Below are 19,936 nucleotides of genomic sequence, written 5' to 3'. Positions count from 1 at the left end.
CGCCGTCAACGGGTATCTTACGCGGCTGTTCAAAGGAGATTGTCATGAAAGCCCAGAAACCGGGGTTACACCCGCGTAACCGCCACCATCAACGCTACGACCTGCCTGCGCTCTGCCAGGCGCATCCTGACCTGCAGGGATACATTACGCTCAATCCGCTGGGTGAGCAGACCATTGATTTTGCCAATCCGCAGGCAGTAAAGGCGTTGAATAAAGCGCTGCTGGCGCATTTCTACGCGGTCAAACACTGGGACATTCCTGACGGTTTTCTCTGTCCGCCGGTGCCCGGGCGTGCCGATTATATTCATCATCTGGCGGATCTGCTGGCGCAGGATAGTGGCGAGGTGCCGAAGCAAGCCACGATCCTTGATATTGGTACCGGCGCCAACCTCATCTATCCCCTGATCGGCGTTCACGAGTACGGCTGGCGCTTTACCGGCAGCGAAATCAGCCCGGAAGCCTTCGCCAGCGCGCAGGCGATTGTCAATGGCAACCCCGGATTGACCCGGCAGATCCGTCTGCGTCGGCAAAAAGAGAGCCAGGCCATCTTCCACGGCGTCATCCACAAAAACGAGACCTATGACGCCACGCTGTGTAATCCGCCGTTCCATGACTCCGCAGAGAGCGCCCGGGCGGGCGGTGAGCGCAAGCGCCGCAATCTCGGACTCGGCGCCGACAGCGCGCTTAACTTTGGCGGTCAGCAGCAGGAGCTGTGGTGCGAAGGAGGCGAAGTGGCCTTTATCTCGCAGATGATCCGCGAAAGTCAGGCCTTCGCCCGCCAGGTGAAATGGTTTACCTCGCTGGTGTCGCGCGGCGACAATCTGCCGCCGCTCTACCGCCTGCTGACCGAGGTTGGGGCCGTGAAAGTGGTGAAAAAAGAGATGGCCCAGGGTCAAAAGCAGAGCCGCTTTATCGCCTGGAGCTTTATGGACGACGCCAAACGCCGCCGTCCGTTCTAACTACTCGGCGGCCGGGCTGTCTGAGCCCGGCATCGGCAGCTGTTGCCAGGTCTGTACCGGGGCGCGAACCCCGGCGCGATCGAAGTGCTTTTTCACCTGAGTGTCGAGGGCAAAGCGCACCGTCCACTGCTTCAGCGGCAGGGTGGTGAAGCTGACGCGTAGCGTAAAGGCGGTATTGCTCAGCCCCACCAGCCCGGCGAACGACGGTTCGCCAATGATCAGGCCGCGGATCTCCTCCTGGGCCAGCAGATCGTCCACCGCCGCCTTCAGCGCCTGGCTGGCTTTATCCAGATCCTCATGACGGTCGACATCATAGTTGGCGACTACCGAGCCAATGCCGCGCACGAAGTTGGCAAAAGTGGTGATCGAGGACCAGGGAATAATGTGATAGGCGCCGGTATCCTGCCGTACCCCCACGGAGCGAATCGACATTCGTTCCACGGTGCCGGTCAAAGGGCCGATGGTGACCAGGTCGCCGGTATTCATCCCGTTCTCAAACTGGATAAATATGCCGGTGATAATATCTTTAACCAGCGTTTGCGCGCCAAACGAAATCGCCAGCCCTAACGCCCCGGCGCCCGCCAGCAGCGGCGCAATGTTAACCCCAATCTCCGAAAGCAGGATCATCACCGTGATGGTGCTGATCACCACCGCCAGCGCGTTGCGAAACAGGGTCAGCAGCGTCCGGGCCCGCGCGCTGGGCAGCGGGCGGCCATGGATATCCGAGGCCAGCCGGTTTTCGATCAGGCTGGCCAGCACCGTCCAGCCGATGGCAGAGAAGAAGAGGATGAGGGCGATGCGGATCAGCACATCCACCGTTTTTTGCCCGGCATCGTTATGCAGCCATTCGCGGAAGTCAAACAGGCCCCAGGCGCTCAGCAGCAGCATGACGGCGACGCAGACGGTGAGAATGCGCGCGGCCTTCAGCGAGGCGGAGATCCAGCCATTCAGCCGCTTTTGCAGCTCAGGATAATTGCGCTGGGTGGCGGGTGACAGGGTGATGGTTTTGGCTATCCAGCGCGACAGGATGCCGGACACCAGCGCCGCGCCGCCGATAATGGCCAGGCTGCGCAGGGTGGCGCCCATCATGAATTTCAGGCTATTGCCCGGGTCGAACAGGGAGAAGAAAAAGAGCACCACAAAGTAGGCGCAGGCCAGCCAGTGCCAGACCAGCGCGAAGGCGCGGATAAACAGGCTAAAGAAGGAGAGCGAACGGTCGGCCAGATGGATTAGACCCTGCGTAATCAAGGTCTTGTTATGAAAAATCAGGTACAGCGCCCACAGCGTAATGCACAGCATGATGACGACGTTAGCCAGCGCGCCAACCTGAACATTCACCTGATTGGAGATAATCGGCACCGCGACGATCAGGCCATAGCCAATCAGGCTGCTGAGCGCGCTCAGGCGCAGGCTCCAGTATGACGCGGCTTCGTCGCTGAGGTTAAAAGGCCGGAGCGCCGGGATGCGCGGGCAGAAAATGAGCCGCAGAATGGCTTTAAAAAACTCGATCAACGCGAAGGCGTTGAGGAAAAGACTCTGCTGGAAGGCGATGGTGGGGTTATTACCATTCAGGCGATCGCTTAACAACTGGCCGACAAACAGGGTCAGCGCCAGCAGCAGCAGGTCGATAACAAACGCCCCGGCGATGGTCAGGGGCAGCTGGAGCCAGTTTCCGCGATCGCGGTTTTTATGCCGCCCCCATTCACCCATTTTGCGATACAGCGGCAGCGCCGCAAGACGCACCAGCCACCAGAAGGCAAAGACCAGGCCGGCCAGCAGTAAAAAATGCCAGGCCGCGCTGGTGAAGGTTTGCGAATTAAAAGGTTTATGCGGTGAGCCGGTGATATTGCGCCACAGTTGAGAGAAGCGAGACGAGAGCTGCTCGCCGTATTCCCGGCTGATCTGCGTGACGTTCTCCAGCACCGTGGTCTCTTCTTTCACCGCCGGCGGCGTCAGCGTCGGGGTGCTGTCTGGCGGCGGCGTGGCGGCTGCTTTACGCAGCTGGTCAATGAGCTCCTGACGGGCGCTGTCGTTAGCCAGCACGTCAGCCAGCGCGGCGTAGGCCGCTCTTTTCTGTTCCGCATCGGGTTCGCTGGCGCTGGTTTTATCGGCGTTAGCTGTCGGCACGCCGGGCAGGGCTGCGGCGGAAAGCGGGGCAGTAAACAGTGCAGCGAGCAAAAGCAGGATCCACGGCATGGGCACCTCCGTTGCAACGTAAACGGGTAAGTATAGAAGCCGATGGCGGAAGGGGAGGGAAGAGGAATCTGGAAAAGCGGCTCTCTCCGCGGAGGAAGAGAGCCGTTGCGGGTCAGGCGACGTGCTGCAGGAATTCGCGCAGGCGCGGGCTTGGCGGGTTCTTCACCAGCTCCTGCGGGTTGCCGTCTTCAGCAATGCGTCCTTTGTCGATAAAGATCAATCGCGAAGCCACTTTTTCGGCAAAGCCGATTTCGTGGGTTACGATCACCATCGTCATCCCCTCTTCAGCCAGATCCTGCATCACCTTGAGCACTTCATGGCGCAGTTCCGGGTCGAGCGCGGAGGTCGGTTCATCAAACAGCATCATCTTTGGCTTCACCGCCAGCGCGCGGGCAATGGCCACACGCTGCTGCTGGCCGCCGGAGAGTTCAGACGGATAGTGATGCGCGCGCTCGGCCAGGCCGACTTTCGCCAGCAGATCTTTCGCCTGCTTCTCTGCCGCCTGCTTGCTGGCGCCGCGCACCCGCAGCGGACCAAACATGACGTTCTCCAGCGCCGTGAGGTGCGGGAACAGATAAAACTGCTGAAATACCATCCCGGCTTCCTGACGAATCAGACGTTCGTCCACCTTCGGGTCGTTGACCTTCAGGCCATCGACAATCAGATCGCCGCTGGTGATCTCTTCCAGTTTATTGATGCAGCGCAGCATCGTTGATTTACCGGAGCCGGACGGGCCGATAATGACCACCACTTCACCCTGATTAATTTTCAGGGAGATATCGTGCAGCACCTGGGTCGGGCCAAAGTGCTTGGAGACGTTTTTAAATTCAATCACAGGATTTTCATCCTTCTTTCAAGACGACGCAGAATAAAGCTCAGGACCAGGGTGATAATCAGGTAGATAACAGCAACGGCGCTCCAGATTTCCAGGGCGCGGAAGTTGCCCGCGATGATCTCCTGTCCCTGACGGGTCAGTTCGGCGACGCCGATGACGATGAACAGCGAGGTATCCTTGATGCTGATAATCCACTGGTTGCCCAGCGGCGGCAGCATGCGGCGTAGCGCCAGCGGCAGGATCACGTGGCGAATGGTTTCGCGACGCGACAGGCCCAGCGCCAGGCCCGCTTCGCGGAAGCCTTTATGAATGGACAGCACCGCGCCGCGGGTAATTTCCGCGATATAGGCGCCCGAGTTAATCATGATGGTCACTACCGCTGCGGAGAAGGGGTCGATGCGCAGGTCGCTAAAGGCCATCGGCAGCGCAAAGTAGATGAACATGACCTGCACCACAATCGGGGTGCCGCGAATGATTTCAATAAACACCAGTGCGATGTGGTTGGCGATCCAGCCGCCGAAGCAGCGGGCGAAACCGGCCACCAGACCGATTATCAGGCCGCCGGCCAGGCCGAGGACGGAAATCCACAGCGTCATTTTGGCGCCTTCCAGCAAAATCGGAATGGCAGGCCAGATGGCACTCCAGTCAAACTGCATAATACGTTCCTGTTACCGTGTCGAGAGCAGAGGAAATCCTCCGCCAAAATACGGTCTCCCGCCGAGTCTGTGCCGGAAGACCGTTGTGATGTCGCCGGAGCTGCGTCTGGCGAAGTGTGTTCTTATTATTTTGGTTCAGTGCCGAACCATTTTTTATAAATTTCGTTGTAGGTACCATTCTCGCGCAGCGTTTTCAGCGCACCGTTCACTTTCTCACGCAGCTCGTCGCTGCCTTTCGGGAAAGCGATACCGTAGTTTTGCGCTTCCAGTGATTCGCCTACCGCTTTGAACTTGCCGTTGCCTGCGGTTTTGATGAAGTACAGAATATTTGGCGTATCGTGCAGCACGGCATCAGCGCGGCCGGTACCCAGTTCCATATAGGCGTTATCGATGTTCGGGAACTGACGCAGATCTTTGGTTTTGATATTGGCTTTCGCGTAATCAACGGAGCCGGTACCGCTCTTCACCGCGACCACTTTACCGTTCAGATCTTTCACATCTTTGATGTCGTTATTATTGGCGTTGACCATCACCAGCAGGCCGCTTTTGTAGTAGCCGTCGGAGAAGTCGATCGCTTTTTTACGTTCGTCGGTGATGGTGATCCCGGCCAGCGCCAGATCGATATTTTTAGTTTGCAGCGCCGGGATAATGCCGCTGAAGTCCATTGGCTTCAGGGTGTAGTCGAGCTTCAGCTCTTTGGCGATAGCCGCCCACAGGTCAACGTCAAACCCGACATATTTATCGCCTTGCTTAAATTCGAACGGGACGAACGCCGTATCGGTGGCGACAACCAGGGTCTTATTGGCGGCATGGGAAGAAACCGCAAAAGCCAGGGTCAGTGCAGCCAGTGAAACTTTAAATACAGACTTCATAGCATTTCCTTTTATATCCACGGGACGATCCCCTGCGAGAACGACTAGCCTAATGAAAAAATCGTGCCACTTTTACAAGCTGTTGTTTTTCAACAAACGAAGCGCGAGCGGTTGCACAATTTCGATCATGACAGGCACTTACTGCACCAGGATGGGGCGTCACTTTGGTGCGTTATAGAGTTGCTGAATAACGAGCACATTTTTAGCGCAAACCCTGATGGGAAAACAATCTCAACGTAACGATTGTGTGAGGTGATTATTACAATTGTTTTACTTTTGCGCGCATTTTCATCAATTTGGCGCCCTAAAACAGTGCATGGCCAGCAGGGGGACGAAAAGCATAGAAGGGGAAACGGATAGAACGGAAAACAGAAAGGTGGGCGAGAAAAGTAAAGGCGCCGCCGACCGCGCTGCGGCCGGCGGCAAAGCCTTACTCGATATTCGCTTCAATGAACCACAGGAATTTATCCAGATCGCGGGAGGCCGCGGTGAAAATATCCGCAGTATCCTCGTCTTTGGCTTCATCGATCGCCTTGCGCACATCGTTAGCGACGACGGCATAGCGGTCAGCCAGCGCTTTCAGGTGATCCTGAACGTGATGGATATCGAGCGGGTAGCTCTGCAGCGGCGTTTTGCTGTTAATGACCTGAGTGGTGCCCAGTGCGACGCCGCCCAGCTGCACGGCGCGCTCCGCCATGGTGTCCAGGTGCTCGGTTAGCGCGGTACGGAAGCCATCCAGCATTTCGTGCACGGCGATAAAGTTCGCACCGCGCATATTCCAGTGTGCCTGCTTGGTGATAAGTGACAGGTCAATGAACTGGATCACCTGGCGATTCAACAGCTCAATGGTCGCTTTCTTTTCGCTGTCAGCGACATCGTTGCGGGTATAGACCAGATTAGATGCTTTTGATTTAACCAGTTTTGCGGTACTCATCGTTTCATATCCTCTTGATATTGATGCTCGTCACACTTCAAATCTGAATGATGTGGAGCGTTGTCCCAGGTAACTTCGGGACTAAGTATAGCAAGGGTTTCAAAGAGTGAGGCATCGGCAGGCCATATCACTTCGATAGCGCAAAGTGGTTGGTTATTTTGAAAGTCGCTAAATATCATAGGGTTATATTTAGCTGAACGGCCCGGATTTCTCACGGGCCGGCGGCGTAACAGAATGTTAATTGATATCGACTTGCTCGATTTTACTTTGTCGCTGCATGGTCAGCGTGGCGCCCATCGAGGCGATAATGATCGCGCCCAGCGCCAGGGTCTGGGAGAGCTTCAACGTTTCGCCGAGGAAGACCATACCGGAAAGGGCGGCTAATGCTGGTTCAAGGCTCATCAGCGTGCCGAAGGTGCGCGTCGGCAGGCGCGTCAAGGCCATCATTTCGAGAGAGTAGGGCAGCGCGGTTGAGAGAATAGCAATCCCCAGCCCCATCGGCAGCAGCGACCATTGCCACAGCGTATCCGTAGCCTGCGCCATGCCTAACGGAACAAACACCAGCGAGGCGATGAGCGACCCCATCGCCACCGTGGCTGGCCCATGCTCTTCACCGGCGCGCTGCCCGGTCAGAATATAGACCGCCCAGCAGGCGCCGGCGCCCAGGGCAAAGAGCGCGCCGGTTAAATCGACCTGCGCCACGTTCTGCCCCAGCGGCAGGAGATACCACAGTCCGAGGATCGCCAGCGCCACCCAGACAAAATACAGCGGTCGGCGCGAACCAAACAGCGCCACCGCCAGCGGGCCGGTAAACTCCAGGGCTACCGCCACGCCGAGCGGAATACGCTGCAGGGATAAATAAAAGAGATAGTTCATCGCGCCGAGCGCCAGGCCGTACAGTAGCAGCGGCACGCGCTGCGCCGGGGAGAAACGTAACCGCCATGGCTTGAACACGACCACCAAAATCAGCGTCCCGAGCGCCAGGCGCAGGGCGGTGACCCCCGGGGCGCCGACCAACGGGAACAGCGATTTGGCGAGCGATGCGCCGCTCTGAATCGAGGTCATGGCGATTAAAATCACCAGAATCGGCAACCATGCCGCCGCTTTTCGGGATGGACCGGGCATCCTTTCTCCTGTCAGGTTTTGTCAAAAGTCGTAAAAGTGCCAGTGTACTGGAATAACCTGCTGACGGTTGAGCTAATGTTGAAAAAAACAGAGGCAAAAACAGTAGAATGGCGCACGTTGCTGAGAAATTCGCCAGGTGATTAAGATTAATCTGGATGCTTGCGAATTTCTTAATGAGCGTTAAGATGTACGTTAACGCCAAAAATTGTTGTTTTCCATATTGTTATAGAAATATGGAAACTTTTGGTTACATGAAAAAGTATGTTAGACAATGTAAACTCCAAAGAGTTTCCCAAAAGTTTTTGATATATTTAAGGCTTAGGACTTATTAGAAACACATTTGAGGTGGTTATGAATAAAATTGCACGTCTTTCAGCACTGGCCGTTGTTCTGGCTGCATCCGTAGGTACCACTGCATTTGCTGCAACTTCTACCGTAACCGGCGGTTACGCGCAGAGCGACATGCAGGGTAAAGCGAACAAAGCTGGCGGTTTCAACCTGAAATACCGTTACGAGCAAGATAACAACCCGCTGGGCGTTATCGGTTCCTTCACCTACACCGAAAAGGATAACACCAGCAACGGTACTTACAACAAAGGTCAGTACTACGGCATCACCGCAGGTCCGGCTTACCGTCTGAACGACTGGGCAAGCATCTACGGTGTAGTGGGTGTTGGTTACGGTAAATTCCAGAACAACAACTTCCCGAACCAGAAATCCGATATGAGCGACTACGGTTTCTCCTACGGTGCTGGTCTGCAGTTCAACCCGATCGAAAACGTTGCTCTGGACTTCTCCTACGAGCAGTCTCGTATTCGTAACGTTGACGTCGGTACCTGGATTGCTGGCGTGGGTTACCGCTTCTAATCACTCCGGTGATATAAAAAATCCGCCTTTCGGGGCGGATTTTTTTTGCCTGTTGCCGGCCAGCCTGAGCGACTGGCCGGGCCTGCACGATTAATTGACGGTGAACTCATCGGTACCGAGGTGAGCGTAGTCCACCTTCTGCAGCTGGAAGTTGGTGATGTACACCGGACCGGCCTTTTGCTCAGAGATAAAACGATAGCGCGGGACGATTTCCGCCGCCTTGATCCCGGTCCACTGGGAGAAGAAACTGAGGAAATCATTCGCTGAGCGCTGCGCTTTAATCACTTTATGCGCTTTGTCATCGCTGGACAGCACCATAAACGGCACCTGGAAGTTCTGCTGGAACTTATCGTCATGCGCCAGATACTGCACCTCTTTTCCCCGCTCCTTGAACGCCAGACCATGATCGGAAAAGTAGGTCAGTGAAAAGGTATCGCCGGAGTTTTGCAACTGACTGTATAGCTTAGCCAGCAGCGAATCGGTCTGCGTCATGCTGTAGAGATAACAGGAGGTCTCTTTCGACTGGACGAAAACCGTGTACTTGCCTTTGGTCCGATCGCAGGCCTGCGGGTGAGAGCCCATCAGATGCAGGACAATCAGCTGCGGCTGGGTGCGCTGCGTAGAGAGTACCTGCTCGGTCAGCTTTAATAACTGCTCGTCCTGAGTATTTTTATTGGCCTCGAAATCGCCGTTTTTCAGGAACTGGACTTCATCCGCACGTTTGGCGATGCTGGCGATAGCGGTGTCGTACTCGCCAATCTGCCCCTGGTTGGAGAACCACCAGGTCTGGAAACCCGCGCGGTTGGCGAGGGTGACAAAGTTATCCTGAAACTGCGGTTTGCCGTCGACCACCCGGTTAAGCGTCAGGCCGAGCGATTTCTGCGTCGAGCCGCTGGCGGCGACATAGTTGTTAAACAGATAACCGTTTACTGAGCTGGCAAACGGCGTGTTATCCCAGTGGCCGCCGAAGGCGCCGAGGGCGTCGCGACGGGCGCTCTCGCCAATCACCACCACATAGAGATGGTACTTTGGCTTCACCGCCAGCACGTGCCAGCTGTCTTTCATGCCGGCCAGCTGCGCCATTCGCGCCTGCTCGTCCAGCACCTCGTTATTATTCACCACCACGTCTTTCACAAAACGAAAGGCCGGATAACCGGTGTCAATCACCTTGAACACGCCGCCCCAGGCGAGGTTTTGCACCGGCTGCAGAAAGAAGATCCCGACGCTGAACAGCAGGCCCAGGGTCTCCATTTTTCCCCAGCGGGAGGGCTCAACGATCCTGCGGCGGACCGCAATGATCCCCAGTGCGAAAATGAAGACCGCCAGCAGATAGTTGTACCACGGGAAGATGGTCAGAATTTCCGTAGATTCTTCCACGTTGGTCGCGTGCAGCGCCAGCAAGGTGTTGAAATTGGGGGCGCCGTAAGCCTGGCCAAAGGGGTAATACAGGGCCGCCAGCAGCGAATAGGCGCCGACTACCCCTTTCTGGACGCGCGGAAAAGCGCGCCACAGAAGATGTAACACGCAGGTAAATGCCACGGTATAGAGCAGGCTAAATTCATAGCCCAGCGCCAGGTTAATCAACAGCGATTGTAAAAAGTAGAATCCTGTCCATGGGTTCAGTGCCAGTCGGCGGGCGACCAGCGTATCTTTCAGGGTGGTGACATTCATAGTAAACAATCAAAAAGAGGCCATGCGCATCCCCTGGCGACAAGGGGTAAAACCTGCTGGACAGTGCGTGAAGAGGGTCTCTGCGAGCCGCGAATGTGGCAGGGCTGTGCAAAGATAGGGCTTGTAAATGGTAAGGTCAACCAGACATAACAGATTGTTTTGCGAGGGCGCTTACAAAACTTGAAAAAAGGTCAGGGAAACGGGGGAAACCGGTCATTTTGCCGGCAGAAGATGACAGAAAAATGAAGCGGCATACCGCGACGCCGCCTTAGGAATGGGGTTTGTCCTGCTGTGGTTTACCGTTGATCATCTCGCACAGCATACCGATCAGCATTAATCGTACTTTAAAGGGGGAATGGCTAAACACGTTTAAGCACCTCTTGAATTCGTTCATCTGCTCTCCTCCTGCCTGTTCACGCCGTCAATCCATGATGGCTGTTTGCATTACATACAGATATAGCACAGGCTATATTTTATAGCTATGGCTAAAACGTTAATTTTTTGTGCTCTTGGCGCAATCCATTACAATGTGGATCTTTTTATATGATGCTTGACGCGTCACACGAATGAGGAAGCACAATGAACCGTCGCGCAGGTAAGCCAATAACAAAAAAAGTGACGCAGTTAGTAAATGTTGAAGAGCACGTTGAGGGGTTCCGTCAGGTGCGGGAAGCGCATCGCCGCGAACTGATCGATGACTATGTGGAGCTGATCTCCGATCTGATCAACGAAGTGGGGGAGGCGCGCCAGGTGGATATGGCGGCGCGTCTTGGCGTTTCGCAGCCCACGGTCGCCAAAATGCTCAAACGCCTGGCCAGCGTGGGTCTGATCGAACAGATCCCCTGGCGCGGGATCTTCTTAACCCCGGAAGGGGAAAAGCTGGCCCAGGAAAGTCGCGAACGCCACCAGATTGTGGAAAACTTTCTGCTGGCCATTGGCGTCAGTCCGGAAATCGCCCGCCGCGATGCGGAGGGAATGGAGCATCACGTGAGTGAAGAGACGCTGGCGATGTTCCTGAAATTTACCCAGAAACAGGGATCCCAGGAAGCATGACTCTTCCCTTTGTTCAGTCGCTGCTGCGCGACCGTTTTTTACACCTGCTGCTGATTATCGCCTGTGTGCTCAGCGCCATCGTGCCGTTTGTCCCGGCAAGCTGGCCGGCGGCCATTGACTGGCATACCATCATCACGCTCAGCGGCCTGATGCTGTTGACCAAGGGCATTGAACTGAGCGGCTACTTTGACGTGCTGGGGAGGAAAATGGCCCGCCGCTTCGTGACTGAGCGCCAGCTGGCCATCTTTATGGTGCTGGCGGCAGCGCTCCTGTCCACCTTCCTGACCAACGATGTGGCCCTGTTTATTGTGGTGCCGCTGACGCTGACGCTGAAAAAGTGGTGTGCGATCCCGGTTAACCGTCTGATTATCTTCGAAGCGCTGGCGGTTAACGCCGGGTCGCTGCTGACGCCGATCGGCAACCCGCAGAACATTTTGCTGTGGGGACGGTCCGGCCTCTCTTTCGTCGGGTTTATCGGCGAGATGTTACCCCTGGCGGCGGCAATGATGTTGACCCTGCTGGTGCTGTGCTGGTTCTGTTTCCCGGCAAACCGGCTTAGCTACCAGAGTAGCGATAAGGCGCCATCGTGGCAGCCTAAGCTGGTCTGGAGCTGTCTGGGATTGTATCTGGTGTTCCTGACCGCGCTGGAGATGAATCAGGCGCTGTGGGGGCTGGCGCTGGTGCTGCTGGGCTTCCTGATTCTGGCCCGGGCGGTGATCGTCCATGTGGACTGGTCGCTGCTGCTGGTGTTTATGGTGATGTTTATCGACGTCCACCTGCTGACCCAGCTTCCGGCGCTGCATCATGTGCTGAGCGGCGTCGGGACGCTTTCCGGCGGCGGACTGTGGCTGACCGCCATCGGCCTGTCTCAGGTGATCAGTAATGTGCCCTCGACCATTCTGCTGCTCAACTATGTCCCGCCGTCGATACTGCTTGCCTGGGCGGTTAACGTGGGCGGCTTTGGTCTGCTGCCAGGATCGCTGGCCAATATCATCGCCCTGCGCATGGCCAGCGATCGGCGGATCTGGTGGCGCTTCCATCTTTACTCCATTCCTATGCTGCTATGGGCGGCCATCAGCGGCTATTGGCTCTTTAAACTCTGCGCCTGATTTCTGCAGAATTGGGCAAGAAACTGACAGAAACACCCCATTCGCACGCCTCGACACAGCGGTATAACTATACCGCTGACGTTAACCATCCTGTTGAGGAGAGTGCTATGCGATATCAAAAACTGGGCAATACCGGTCTGTTTGTCTCTGAGCTGTGCCTGGGCACCATGACCTTCGGCGGCGAAGAAGGGATGTGGGGCAAAATCGGCCAGCTGCGCCAGGCTGAAGCCGAACAGCTGGTCGGCAGCGCGCTGGACGCCGGGATCAACTTTATCGATACCGCCAACGTCTACTCGGAAGGGCGCTCTGAAGAGATTACCGGTCAGGCGCTGAAAAACCTGAAAATCCCGCGTGAAAACGTGGTGGTGGCGACCAAAGTGTTTGGCGAAACCGGCACCGCCGGCGTGAACTCGCGCGGCAGCTCACGGTACCACATCATGGGCAGCGTGAAAGAGAGCCTGCGCCGCCTGCAGCTCGATCATATCGATCTCTATCAATTGCACGGCTTCGATCCGGCGACGCCGATCGAAGAGACATTGTCGGCCCTGGATACGCTGGTACAGCAGGGGCATGTGCGCTACATCGGTGTTTCAAACTGGGCGGCCTGGCAAATCGCCAAAGCGCTGGGCATCGCGGAACGCCTTGGACTCTCGCGCTTTGCTTCTCTGCAGGCCTACTACACGATTGCCGGGCGTGACCTGGAACGTGAGCTGGTGCCGATGCTGCAAAGCGAAGGACTCGGCCTGATGGTCTGGAGCCCGCTGGCGGGCGGCCTGCTGAGCGGGAAATACCGCCGCGACGGCGAGGCGGAAGCGGGTGGTCGTCGCCTGGCGTTCGACTTTCCGCCCGTGGATAAAGCGCGCGCATTTGATTGCATCGACGTCATGCGGGTGATAGCTGAAGCAAAAGGGGTATCGGTGGCGCAGATTGCCCTGGCGTGGCTGCTGCATCAGCCGGCGGTGACCAGCGTCATTATTGGCGCCAAACGGGCCGAGCAGTTGCAGGATAACATCGCTGCGACCGCTATCCGCCTGAGCGATGATGAGTTGCGCCAGCTTGACGCGGTCAGCGCCCTGCCGCGCGAATATCCGGGCTGGATGCTGGAGCGACAGGGGGAATATCGTCGTCATCAGCTTGACGCGCAGTAACGCCGTTTTTTCCGTGCCTATAAAGATCGCCGCTTGCGGCGATCTTTTTTGTTTGCCTGGCTCACAGAAAACGATCCGACTTTTGCTTCGGTGGCGGATCTTTTGTATATGACTAGTCATTACAGTTAAATGACTAGTCATATACCGAGGCGCAGCATGAAGAACACACTACCGGCAGATTTTTTATGGGGTAATTCCGTCTCCAGCATGCAGACGGAGGGGGCGTGGAACGAGGGGGGCAAGGGGATGTCGGTGTACGATATTCGTCAACCGGCGGAATTCGCCTCGGACTGGAAGGTCGCGACCGACTCCTATCATCGCTTTCGCGAAGATTTCGATCTGATGCAGGATCTGGGCATGAACTGCTACCGCTTCCAGATCGCCTGGAGCCGGGTGTGCCCGGAAGGGGACGGCGAATTCAATGAAGAGGGGATCGCGTTCTACCATCAGTTTATCGATGAACTCATTGCCCGCGGTATTGAACCGATGATCTGCCTGTATCACTTTGATATGCCGCTGTCGCTGGCGGAGCGTTACAACGGTTTTACCGACCGCCGGGTCATGGACGCCTTTATCCGCTATGGCCAGAAGATGATCGACTGTTACGGCGATAAGGTGAAGTACTGGCTGACCTTCAATGAACAGAACCTCTACCATTCGCCGGAAGCCTTCCTGATCACCGGCTATTTGCGTGGCGATAAAACGCTGCGCGAACTCTACCAGATCCAGCACCACGTGATGATGGCGCATGTCCATCTGACCCACTATCTGCATCAGACGAAGCCGCAGTGCCTGATGGGCGGAATGCTGGCCCATGCGCTGGTCTATCCGGCTACCTGCAAACCACGCGATATTCTCTGCGCCCAGCAACTGGACGAGTTTTTAAACCAGAACCTGCTGCGCGCCTACGCCGGCGAGGGTTATAGCCCGGAAGTGATGCATTTTGTCGCTCGCCAAGGCTTTGACGATATTTATCGCCCTGAAGATATCGCGCTGATGGCGACGGTGAAGGTCGATTATCTGGCGTTCAGCTATTACGCCAGCCGTGCGCTCAATAGCGACGCGATCCCGCCGGGAACGGCGGTCAACAATTACATGCTATTCGGTAATCAGGATAACCCGTACCTGAAAGCGACGGAATGGAACTGGCAGATCGATCCGCTGGGATTTCGCATGATCATCACCCGCTATTACAATGACTGGCGGCTACCGGTGTTCCCGATTGAAAATGGCATCGGGGTGATCGAATCCTGGGATGGCGAACATCCCATTGCCGATGATTACCGCATCGCCTACCATCGCGACCATATTAACGCCATGAAAGCGGCGATATTTGAGGACGGCGCGCAGGTGATTGGCTATCTCGGCTGGGGATTAATCGATATCCTCAGCTCTCAGGGCGATATGCGTAAGCGCTACGGCGTGGTGTACGTCAATCGTGAGAACCATGACCTCAAGGATCTGCGGCGGGTGCCGAAGAAGAGCTATGCGTGGCTAAAGCAGGTGATCCACAGCAACGGCGAAGCGATGTAACAGTGTCCTGGCGGTCAGGTCAAGTATGCTGTCCGCCAGCCACACACAGAATGTAAAAGGACCGGGAATGACGGCGAAGTATCTGCAAATCGCGCGGGAAATAAAAAAACGCATCATCAGCCAGCAGTATCCTGCCAGCGCGCCGCTACCCGACCAGTTTGCGCTGGCGGCGGAGTTCAACACCAGCCGGATGACGATCCAGCAGGCGATGCGTCAGTTAATCGTCGAAGGGCTTATCTATACCCGCAAAGGACTGGGTACCTTTGTGCGGAAAAATTTTCTCCAGCTGTCGCAGTGGGAGTTGCCCGGCAGCGACTATTTTGGCGCCACCAAAACCTGGGAGCATCTTGGCGAGGTACAAAGCGAAGTGGTGCGCTTTGAGGTGCGTTTTCCCAGCGACAAAGAGCAGAGTTCGCTGCTGATTGACGCCGATGCGCCGGTGTATGACTTCGTTCGCCTGCGGTTGCTCAACGGGGAACCGGTGTCGCTGGATCTGACGGTCATGCCGGTGGGGCTAGTGCCGGGGCTCAATAAAAGCCATCTGGAAAGCTCGGTGTTTCGCTATATCCAGGAGACGCTGGGGCTGAAGCTGATGGGATCTTACCGCGTGGTGCGGGCGATGAAGCCGGATGAACTGGATAAATTACATCTTCACTGCGACCTCACCGACCCGGTGCTGGAGGTTGAACAGGTGATCTACCTCGAAGACGGTACGCCGCTGGAGTATGCCCACTGTCACTATCGCTACGATCACGGCGGGATTATTCTGGTGAATAACGGCTAGACCGGGGACCCCTGTTTGCGCAGCGCTTAGCAGGCCCAGGGTGTTGTCAGGTTTGGTAACCCAGGCAAGGCGTCAGCCGCAGCCCGGGGAAATGCAGATAAAAAAACGGCGGGCATCAGGCCCGCCGTTTTTCTTGTCATGCAGAACTTAGTTCAGACGCACCGGCATACCGGAGCGGTTCTGGATAGCCTGCTCAACCACGTTCTGATCGACATCAGACTGGCTGGTGATCGCCTGTACCGGCTGAGTCAGGGTGATCGGCACGATTTCGCCGCCCTGGAACTGCGCTTCGGTGGTCGACAGCGGGTTGTGAACCTCAATGTAACGGCTGCCGTCCGGCTCGGTGGTCGCTTTTACCGGCTCATCGATAAACTGCACGCGGGTGCCGACCGGCACATTCTCAAACAGGAATTTGATGTCATCGTTGCGCAGACGCACGCAGCCGTGGCTCACGCGCAGGCCAATACCAAAGTTAGCGTTGGTGCCGTGGATGGCGTACAGACGGCCAATATATAACGCGTACAGACCCATCGGGTTATCCGGACCGGCCGGTACGACGGCTGGCAGCGGGTTGCCGGCAGCGGCGTATTCAGCGTGCATCTTGGCGGTCGGCGTCCAGGTCGGGCCGGCCTTCTTGCGTTCGACTTTGGTGGTCCAGTTAATCGGCGTATCTTTACCTAACTGGCCGATACCGATCGGCAGAACGATCACGGTGTTGGTGCCTTTCGGATAGTAATACAGACGCATCTCGGCGCTGTTGATGACGATGCCTTCGTGGACGGTGTCCGGCAGGATCAGCTGCTGCGGGATGTTCAGGACGCTACCGCCTTTTGGCAGATAGGTGTCCACCCCCGGGTTGGCTTCCAGCATGTTGGACAGCCCCATCTGATATTTCGCCGCAAAGTATTCCAGCGGCTGCTTGTTATCATCCGGAATGGTGATGACCTGATTCTGACCAACCAAACGGCTGCCGTCGGTCGGCAAAGGATAGGTGACAGCAGACGCTGTATTGCAAAAGCCTACGAGGGCGAAGGCTGCCGCTAAGAGTGTAGATAATTTCATAGTCTTTAATGTCGTGTGCGAAATCAACGCCACACAGGCCTTTGTTAATGATTGAGACAGTAGATGGGAGCGCATTATATGTGCATTCCGCTAAACAGGTAAATCAGATGTGTACGAAATCACATTTTTTTCCCTGTCGCCTCGGCTGACGGGGCTGGCGGATGATGCAATCGCCGCCTCTCACGCGGGTGACAGGGAGGTTATCCTTCCAGTAACCGGTCCTGTAGCGAAGCGCGTGCCGGGGCGGTGAGCTGGTACTCTTCTGCCAGCCAAGCGTCGACCGTGCCATAGCGCTGGTGGATGGCTGACAGCGCGGCGGCGAGATAGGACTCTTTCACCGTCAGGATATCCGCCAGACTCTGGCGTCCCTGGGGCGTCAGGTCGTTGCCCAGCATCTCCAGCATCCAGGCTTCCACTTGTGTCAGCATGCCGTGGGTGAGCAGATACTCCTCCATGACCGTCTCGCTGTCGCATCCGACGGCAAACAGGGTTAACGCGCAGCCGACGCCGGTGCGATCTTTGCCGACGGCGCAGTGTTGCAGTAAAGCGCCTTCAAAAGGCGTGGTCAGCCAGGCGGCGAGCTGGCGATAGGCCGGGTTATTAAAGGGCAACTGGCGATACAGTTGCAGCATAAACTGCTCCCCGTTCAGCGCGTTAAGGGTGGCAGCATTCAGCTCGGTGACTTTCGCATTCACATCGCCGAGCGGCGGATTAGCGGGCGCGTTTAAATAGTGAGTGAGCGGGCTAAGCTTGTCAGGGGTGCGCTGCACTTCGCCGGGGTCGCGATAGTCGAGCACCCGACTGAGCGGCAGCGTCGCCAGATGGTTGAGATCGTCCGCCGTCAACCGATTTAGCGCACCGGAGCGTAGCAGCTTGCCGCTGCGTACCGTGCGTCCGTCGGCGGCGCGCTGGCCGCCGAGGTCGCGAAAATTGATACCGCCCTGCAGGGATAAAAAAGCCGGGTGTCGCGGTAGGCTGGTGGTCATGGGGTTCCTCATAATGACGTACAGAATAACCGTTTGAGCCCTGGTCTGCGGCTCATCTGACAAAGACCTTAGCACAAGCGCCGCGGCGGAATTTACCGCAGGCCGTGAAAAGTGTGTCATTTGCTGGCATAATGTCTGTTGTGTCACACCCCTCATTCTCTTTTTTCAGGATATCCCCGTGCTAGTATCCAGCAACGTTACCATGCAGTTTGGCAGTAAGCCGCTGTTCGAAAATATCTCCGTTAAATTTGGCGGCGGCAACCGTTATGGTCTGATCGGCGCCAACGGCAGCGGTAAATCGACCTTTATGAAGATCCTCGGCGGCGATCTCGAGCCGACGCTGGGCAACGTTTCTCTCGACCCGAACGAGCGTATCGGTAAGCTGCGCCAGGATCAGTTCGCCTTCGAAGCATTCACCGTGCTGGATACGGTTATCATGGGCCACGGCGAGCTGTGGGAAGTGAAGCAAGAGCGCGATCGCATCTACGCGCTGCCCGAAATGAGCGAGGAAGACGGCTATAAAGTGGCCGACCTGGAAGTCAAATACGGCGAGATGGACGGTTACTCCGCCGAAGCGCGCGCCGGCGAACTGCTGCTCGGCGTCGGCATTCCGGTTGAACAGCATTACGGCCCGATGAGCGAAGTCGCGCCGGGCTGGAAACTGCGCGTCCTGCTGGCGCAGGCGCTGTTCTCCAATCCGGATATCCTGCTGCTCGACGAACCGACGAACAACCTGGACATCGACACCATCCGCTGGCTGGAGCAGACGCTGAACGATCGCGACAGCACCATGATCATCATCTCGCACGACCGTCACTTCCTGAACATGGTCTGCACCCACATGGCGGACCTCGACTACGGCGAGCTGCGCGTCTATCCGGGCAACTACGACGAATACATGACCGCGGCCACCCAGGCGCGTGAGCGTCTGCTGGCGGACAACGCCAAGAAAAAAGCGCAGATTGCGGACCTGCAGTCCTTCGTTAGCCGCTTTAGCGCCAACGCTTCTAAATCACGTCAGGCCACCTCGCGCGCGCGCCAGATTGACAAAATCAAGCTGGAAGAGGTTAAAGCCTCCAGCCGTCAGAACCCGTTTATCCGCTTCGAACAGGACAAGAAACTGTTCCGTAACGCGCTGGAAGTGGAAGCCCTTACCAAAGGCTTTGATGAAGGTCCGCTGTTCAAAAAGGTCAACCTGTTGCTGGAAGTGGGCGAGAAGATTGCCATTCTGGGCGCCAACGGCGTGGGTAAATCCACCATGCTGAAAACTCTGGTAGGCGAACTGCAGCCGGACAACGGCACCGTGAAATGGTCTGAAAACGCGCAAATTGGTTACTACGCGCAGGATCATGAGTACGAGTTCGAAAACGACCTGACGGTCTTCGAGTGGATGAGCCAGTGGAAGCAGGAAAGCGACGACGAGCAGGCGGTACGCAGTATCCTCGGCCGTCTGTTGTTTAGCCAGGACGATATCAAAAAGCCGGCGAAAGTCCTTTCTGGTGGTGAGAAAGGGCGCATGCTGTTCGGTAAGCTGATGATGCAGAAGCCAAACATCCTGATCATGGACGAACCGACCAACCACCTGGATATGGAATCGATCGAATCGCTGAACATGGCGCTGGAGATGTATCAGGGCACCCTGATCTTCGTTTCTCACGACCGCGAGTTCGTCAGCTCGCTGGCGACCCGCGTCCTGGAGATCACCCCAGAACGCGTGATCGATTTCAGCGGTAACTACGAAGACTACCTGCGCAGCAAAGGTATCGAGTAATCCATGTCCGTTACCCGGGTAGCGGCTACGCCTTACCCGGGCTACGCCTGGCATGTGATCTGTAGGCCCGCGCAAGCGTAGCGCCGCCGGGCAATAACTGCGGGTAAAGAGCCACTTTCGCGCCGGATGGCGGCTGCGCCTTATCCGGCCTACGGTCCGTGCCATTGTGAGCTTAAGAGCTCTATCTTGTACCCATGGTTACTGAAACTGTCCGTTACCCGGGCTACCAAACCGCACAGTGCTGTAGCCCCGGTAAGCGGTAGCGCCACCGGGGATTTTGAGGCCACCCGTTTGTAGCCCGGATTAGCGTAGCGCAATCCGGGAACATCATAAAATCCAGGCCGGGCAAGGCGTAAGCCGCCGCCCGGCATATCG

General features: G+C 56.5%; 17 protein-coding genes and 1 pseudogene. 8 read left to right on the top strand and 10 right to left on the bottom strand.

The genetic code is table 11. From position 1 onward, the window contains the following. Positions 1 to 44: 44 nt before the first annotated feature. Positions 45 to 959, top strand: coding sequence for a 23S rRNA (adenine(1618)-N(6))-methyltransferase RlmF (gene rlmF / locus R0140_RS18935; protein ID WP_008805773.1), 915 nt, complete (start codon positions 45 to 47; stop codon positions 957 to 959). Here the strand turns inward: rlmF and ybiO are convergent, their stop codons facing one another. From ybiO to rhtA, 6 genes are all read right to left on the bottom strand, one after another. Further along, positions 960 to 3,155 carry a mechanosensitive channel protein gene (ybiO, locus tag R0140_RS18930; RefSeq protein WP_012542377.1) on the bottom strand — a complete coding sequence of 732 codons (2,196 nt, stop codon included), beginning with the start codon at positions 3,153 to 3,155 and terminating at the stop codon, positions 960 to 962. It abuts the gene before it with no gap. A 112-nt stretch (positions 3,156 to 3,267) separates the two neighbouring features. Next, complete coding sequence (gene glnQ / locus R0140_RS18925) at positions 3,268 to 3,990, bottom strand: glutamine ABC transporter ATP-binding protein GlnQ (protein ID WP_008805775.1); 723 nt, start codon at positions 3,988 to 3,990, stop codon at positions 3,268 to 3,270. Further along, positions 3,987 to 4,646 carry a glutamine ABC transporter permease GlnP gene (gene glnP, locus R0140_RS18920; RefSeq protein ID WP_002895837.1) on the bottom strand — a complete coding sequence of 220 codons (660 nt, stop codon included), beginning with the start codon at positions 4,644 to 4,646 and terminating at the stop codon, positions 3,987 to 3,989. Before glnP ends, glnQ begins: the two co-directional genes overlap by 4 nt. A gap of 125 nt (positions 4,647 to 4,771) precedes the next feature. Further along, positions 4,772 to 5,518, bottom strand: a complete 747-nt coding sequence (gene glnH / locus R0140_RS18915) for a glutamine ABC transporter substrate-binding protein GlnH (protein WP_004886198.1) — start codon at positions 5,516 to 5,518, stop codon at positions 4,772 to 4,774. Between the two features lie 430 nt (positions 5,519 to 5,948). Next, positions 5,949 to 6,452, bottom strand: a complete 504-nt coding sequence (gene dps, locus R0140_RS18910) for a DNA starvation/stationary phase protection protein Dps (protein WP_002895841.1) — start codon at positions 6,450 to 6,452, stop codon at positions 5,949 to 5,951. Positions 6,453 to 6,689: 237 nt separating this feature from the next. Further along, positions 6,690 to 7,577 (bottom strand): threonine/homoserine exporter RhtA, encoded by an 888-nt coding sequence (gene rhtA, locus R0140_RS18905; protein ID WP_317703876.1) that lies wholly within the window; start codon positions 7,575 to 7,577, stop codon positions 6,690 to 6,692. 351 nt (positions 7,578 to 7,928) lie between these two features. Here rhtA and ompX point away from each other — a divergent pair, with 351 nt between their 5' ends. Next, positions 7,929 to 8,444, top strand: a complete 516-nt coding sequence (gene ompX / locus R0140_RS18900; RefSeq protein ID WP_008805777.1) for an outer membrane protein OmpX — start codon at positions 7,929 to 7,931, stop codon at positions 8,442 to 8,444. Between the two features lie 90 nt (positions 8,445 to 8,534). On the opposite strand, the gene R0140_RS18895 is transcribed toward ompX, so the two are convergent. Further along, positions 8,535 to 10,115 carry a phosphoethanolamine transferase gene (locus R0140_RS18895; protein WP_012968654.1) on the bottom strand — a complete coding sequence of 527 codons (1,581 nt, stop codon included), beginning with the start codon at positions 10,113 to 10,115 and terminating at the stop codon, positions 8,535 to 8,537. 268 nt (positions 10,116 to 10,383) lie between these two features. Next, positions 10,384 to 10,509, bottom strand: a complete 126-nt coding sequence (gene mntS, locus R0140_RS18890) for a manganase accumulation protein MntS (RefSeq protein WP_012968653.1) — start codon at positions 10,507 to 10,509, stop codon at positions 10,384 to 10,386. Between the two features lie 185 nt (positions 10,510 to 10,694). Here mntS and mntR point away from each other — a divergent pair, with 185 nt between their 5' ends. The 5 genes from mntR (at position 10,695) to R0140_RS18865 (ending at position 15,742) form a co-directional block, all read left to right on the top strand. After that, positions 10,695 to 11,168 carry a manganese-binding transcriptional regulator MntR gene (gene mntR / locus R0140_RS18885; protein ID WP_008805779.1) on the top strand — a complete coding sequence of 158 codons (474 nt, stop codon included), beginning with the start codon at positions 10,695 to 10,697 and terminating at the stop codon, positions 11,166 to 11,168. After that, on the top strand, positions 11,165 to 12,277 hold the full coding sequence (locus R0140_RS18880; protein WP_012542373.1) for an anion transporter: 1,113 nt from the start codon (positions 11,165 to 11,167) through the stop codon (positions 12,275 to 12,277). Before mntR ends, R0140_RS18880 begins: the two co-directional genes overlap by 4 nt. Before the next feature lie 107 nt (positions 12,278 to 12,384). Further along, positions 12,385 to 13,425: an aldo/keto reductase gene (locus R0140_RS18875; RefSeq protein ID WP_008805781.1), complete on the top strand. Its 1,041-nt coding sequence runs from the start codon at positions 12,385 to 12,387 to the stop codon at positions 13,423 to 13,425. Between the two features lie 156 nt (positions 13,426 to 13,581). Continuing rightward, positions 13,582 to 14,958, top strand: coding sequence for a glycoside hydrolase family 1 protein (locus tag R0140_RS18870; RefSeq protein ID WP_012542372.1), 1,377 nt, complete (start codon positions 13,582 to 13,584; stop codon positions 14,956 to 14,958). Positions 14,959 to 15,025: 67 nt separating this feature from the next. Beyond that, positions 15,026 to 15,742 (top strand): GntR family transcriptional regulator, encoded by a 717-nt coding sequence (locus tag R0140_RS18865; RefSeq protein ID WP_016160535.1) that lies wholly within the window; start codon positions 15,026 to 15,028, stop codon positions 15,740 to 15,742. A 147-nt stretch (positions 15,743 to 15,889) separates the two neighbouring features. Here R0140_RS18865 and ldtB read toward each other — a convergent pair whose 3' ends face one another. Both ldtB and R0140_RS18855 read right to left on the bottom strand, forming a co-directional pair. Next, on the bottom strand, positions 15,890 to 16,804 hold the full coding sequence (ldtB, locus tag R0140_RS18860; protein ID WP_008805784.1) for a L,D-transpeptidase: 915 nt from the start codon (positions 16,802 to 16,804) through the stop codon (positions 15,890 to 15,892). Between the two features lie 200 nt (positions 16,805 to 17,004). Then, a pseudogene (locus R0140_RS18855) lies at positions 17,005 to 17,920 on the bottom strand (tyrosine-protein phosphatase). A 48-nt stretch (positions 17,921 to 17,968) separates the two neighbouring features. Between R0140_RS18855 and R0140_RS18850 the strand changes: the two are divergent. Beyond that, a complete protein-coding gene (locus R0140_RS18850) occupies positions 17,969 to 19,561 on the top strand; it encodes an ABC-F family ATPase (protein ID WP_008805786.1) in 1,593 nt (530 codons plus the stop codon). Positions 19,562 to 19,936 lie beyond the last annotated feature (375 nt).

It is taken from the genome of Klebsiella sp. w6 (genome assembly GCF_033100215.1).
Lineage (GTDB): Bacteria > Pseudomonadota > Gammaproteobacteria > Enterobacterales > Enterobacteriaceae > Klebsiella > Klebsiella variicola.
This window is presented reverse-complemented; position numbering and strand designations above follow the sequence as displayed.

Bases quoted from the DNA above. Each gene is read 5' to 3' on its own strand.
- rlmF (WP_008805773.1), top strand. From the start codon at position 45: ATGAAAGCCCAGAAACCGGGGTTACACCCGCGTAACCGCCACCATCAA.
- glnH (WP_004886198.1), bottom strand. From the start codon at position 5,518: ATGAAGTCTGTATTTAAAGTTTCACTGGCTGCACTGACCCTGGCTTTT.
- ldtB (WP_008805784.1), bottom strand. From the start codon at position 16,804: ATGAAATTATCTACACTCTTAGCGGCAGCCTTCGCCCTCGTAGGCTTT.
- R0140_RS18875 (WP_008805781.1), top strand. From the start codon at position 12,385: ATGCGATATCAAAAACTGGGCAATACCGGTCTGTTTGTCTCTGAGCTG.
- R0140_RS18870 (WP_012542372.1), top strand. From the start codon at position 13,582: ATGAAGAACACACTACCGGCAGATTTTTTATGGGGTAATTCCGTCTCC.
- R0140_RS18880 (WP_012542373.1), top strand. From the start codon at position 11,165: ATGACTCTTCCCTTTGTTCAGTCGCTGCTGCGCGACCGTTTTTTACAC.
- ompX (WP_008805777.1), top strand. From the start codon at position 7,929: ATGAATAAAATTGCACGTCTTTCAGCACTGGCCGTTGTTCTGGCTGCA.
- glnP (WP_002895837.1), bottom strand. From the start codon at position 4,646: ATGCAGTTTGACTGGAGTGCCATCTGGCCTGCCATTCCGATTTTGCTG.
- ybiO (WP_012542377.1), bottom strand. From the start codon at position 3,155: ATGCCGTGGATCCTGCTTTTGCTCGCTGCACTGTTTACTGCCCCGCTT.
- rhtA (WP_317703876.1), bottom strand. From the start codon at position 7,577: ATGCCCGGTCCATCCCGAAAAGCGGCGGCATGGTTGCCGATTCTGGTG.
- mntR (WP_008805779.1), top strand. From the start codon at position 10,695: ATGAACCGTCGCGCAGGTAAGCCAATAACAAAAAAAGTGACGCAGTTA.
- R0140_RS18895 (WP_012968654.1), bottom strand. From the start codon at position 10,115: ATGAATGTCACCACCCTGAAAGATACGCTGGTCGCCCGCCGACTGGCA.
- mntS (WP_012968653.1), bottom strand. From the start codon at position 10,509: ATGAACGAATTCAAGAGGTGCTTAAACGTGTTTAGCCATTCCCCCTTT.
- dps (WP_002895841.1), bottom strand. From the start codon at position 6,452: ATGAGTACCGCAAAACTGGTTAAATCAAAAGCATCTAATCTGGTCTAT.
- R0140_RS18865 (WP_016160535.1), top strand. From the start codon at position 15,026: ATGACGGCGAAGTATCTGCAAATCGCGCGGGAAATAAAAAAACGCATC.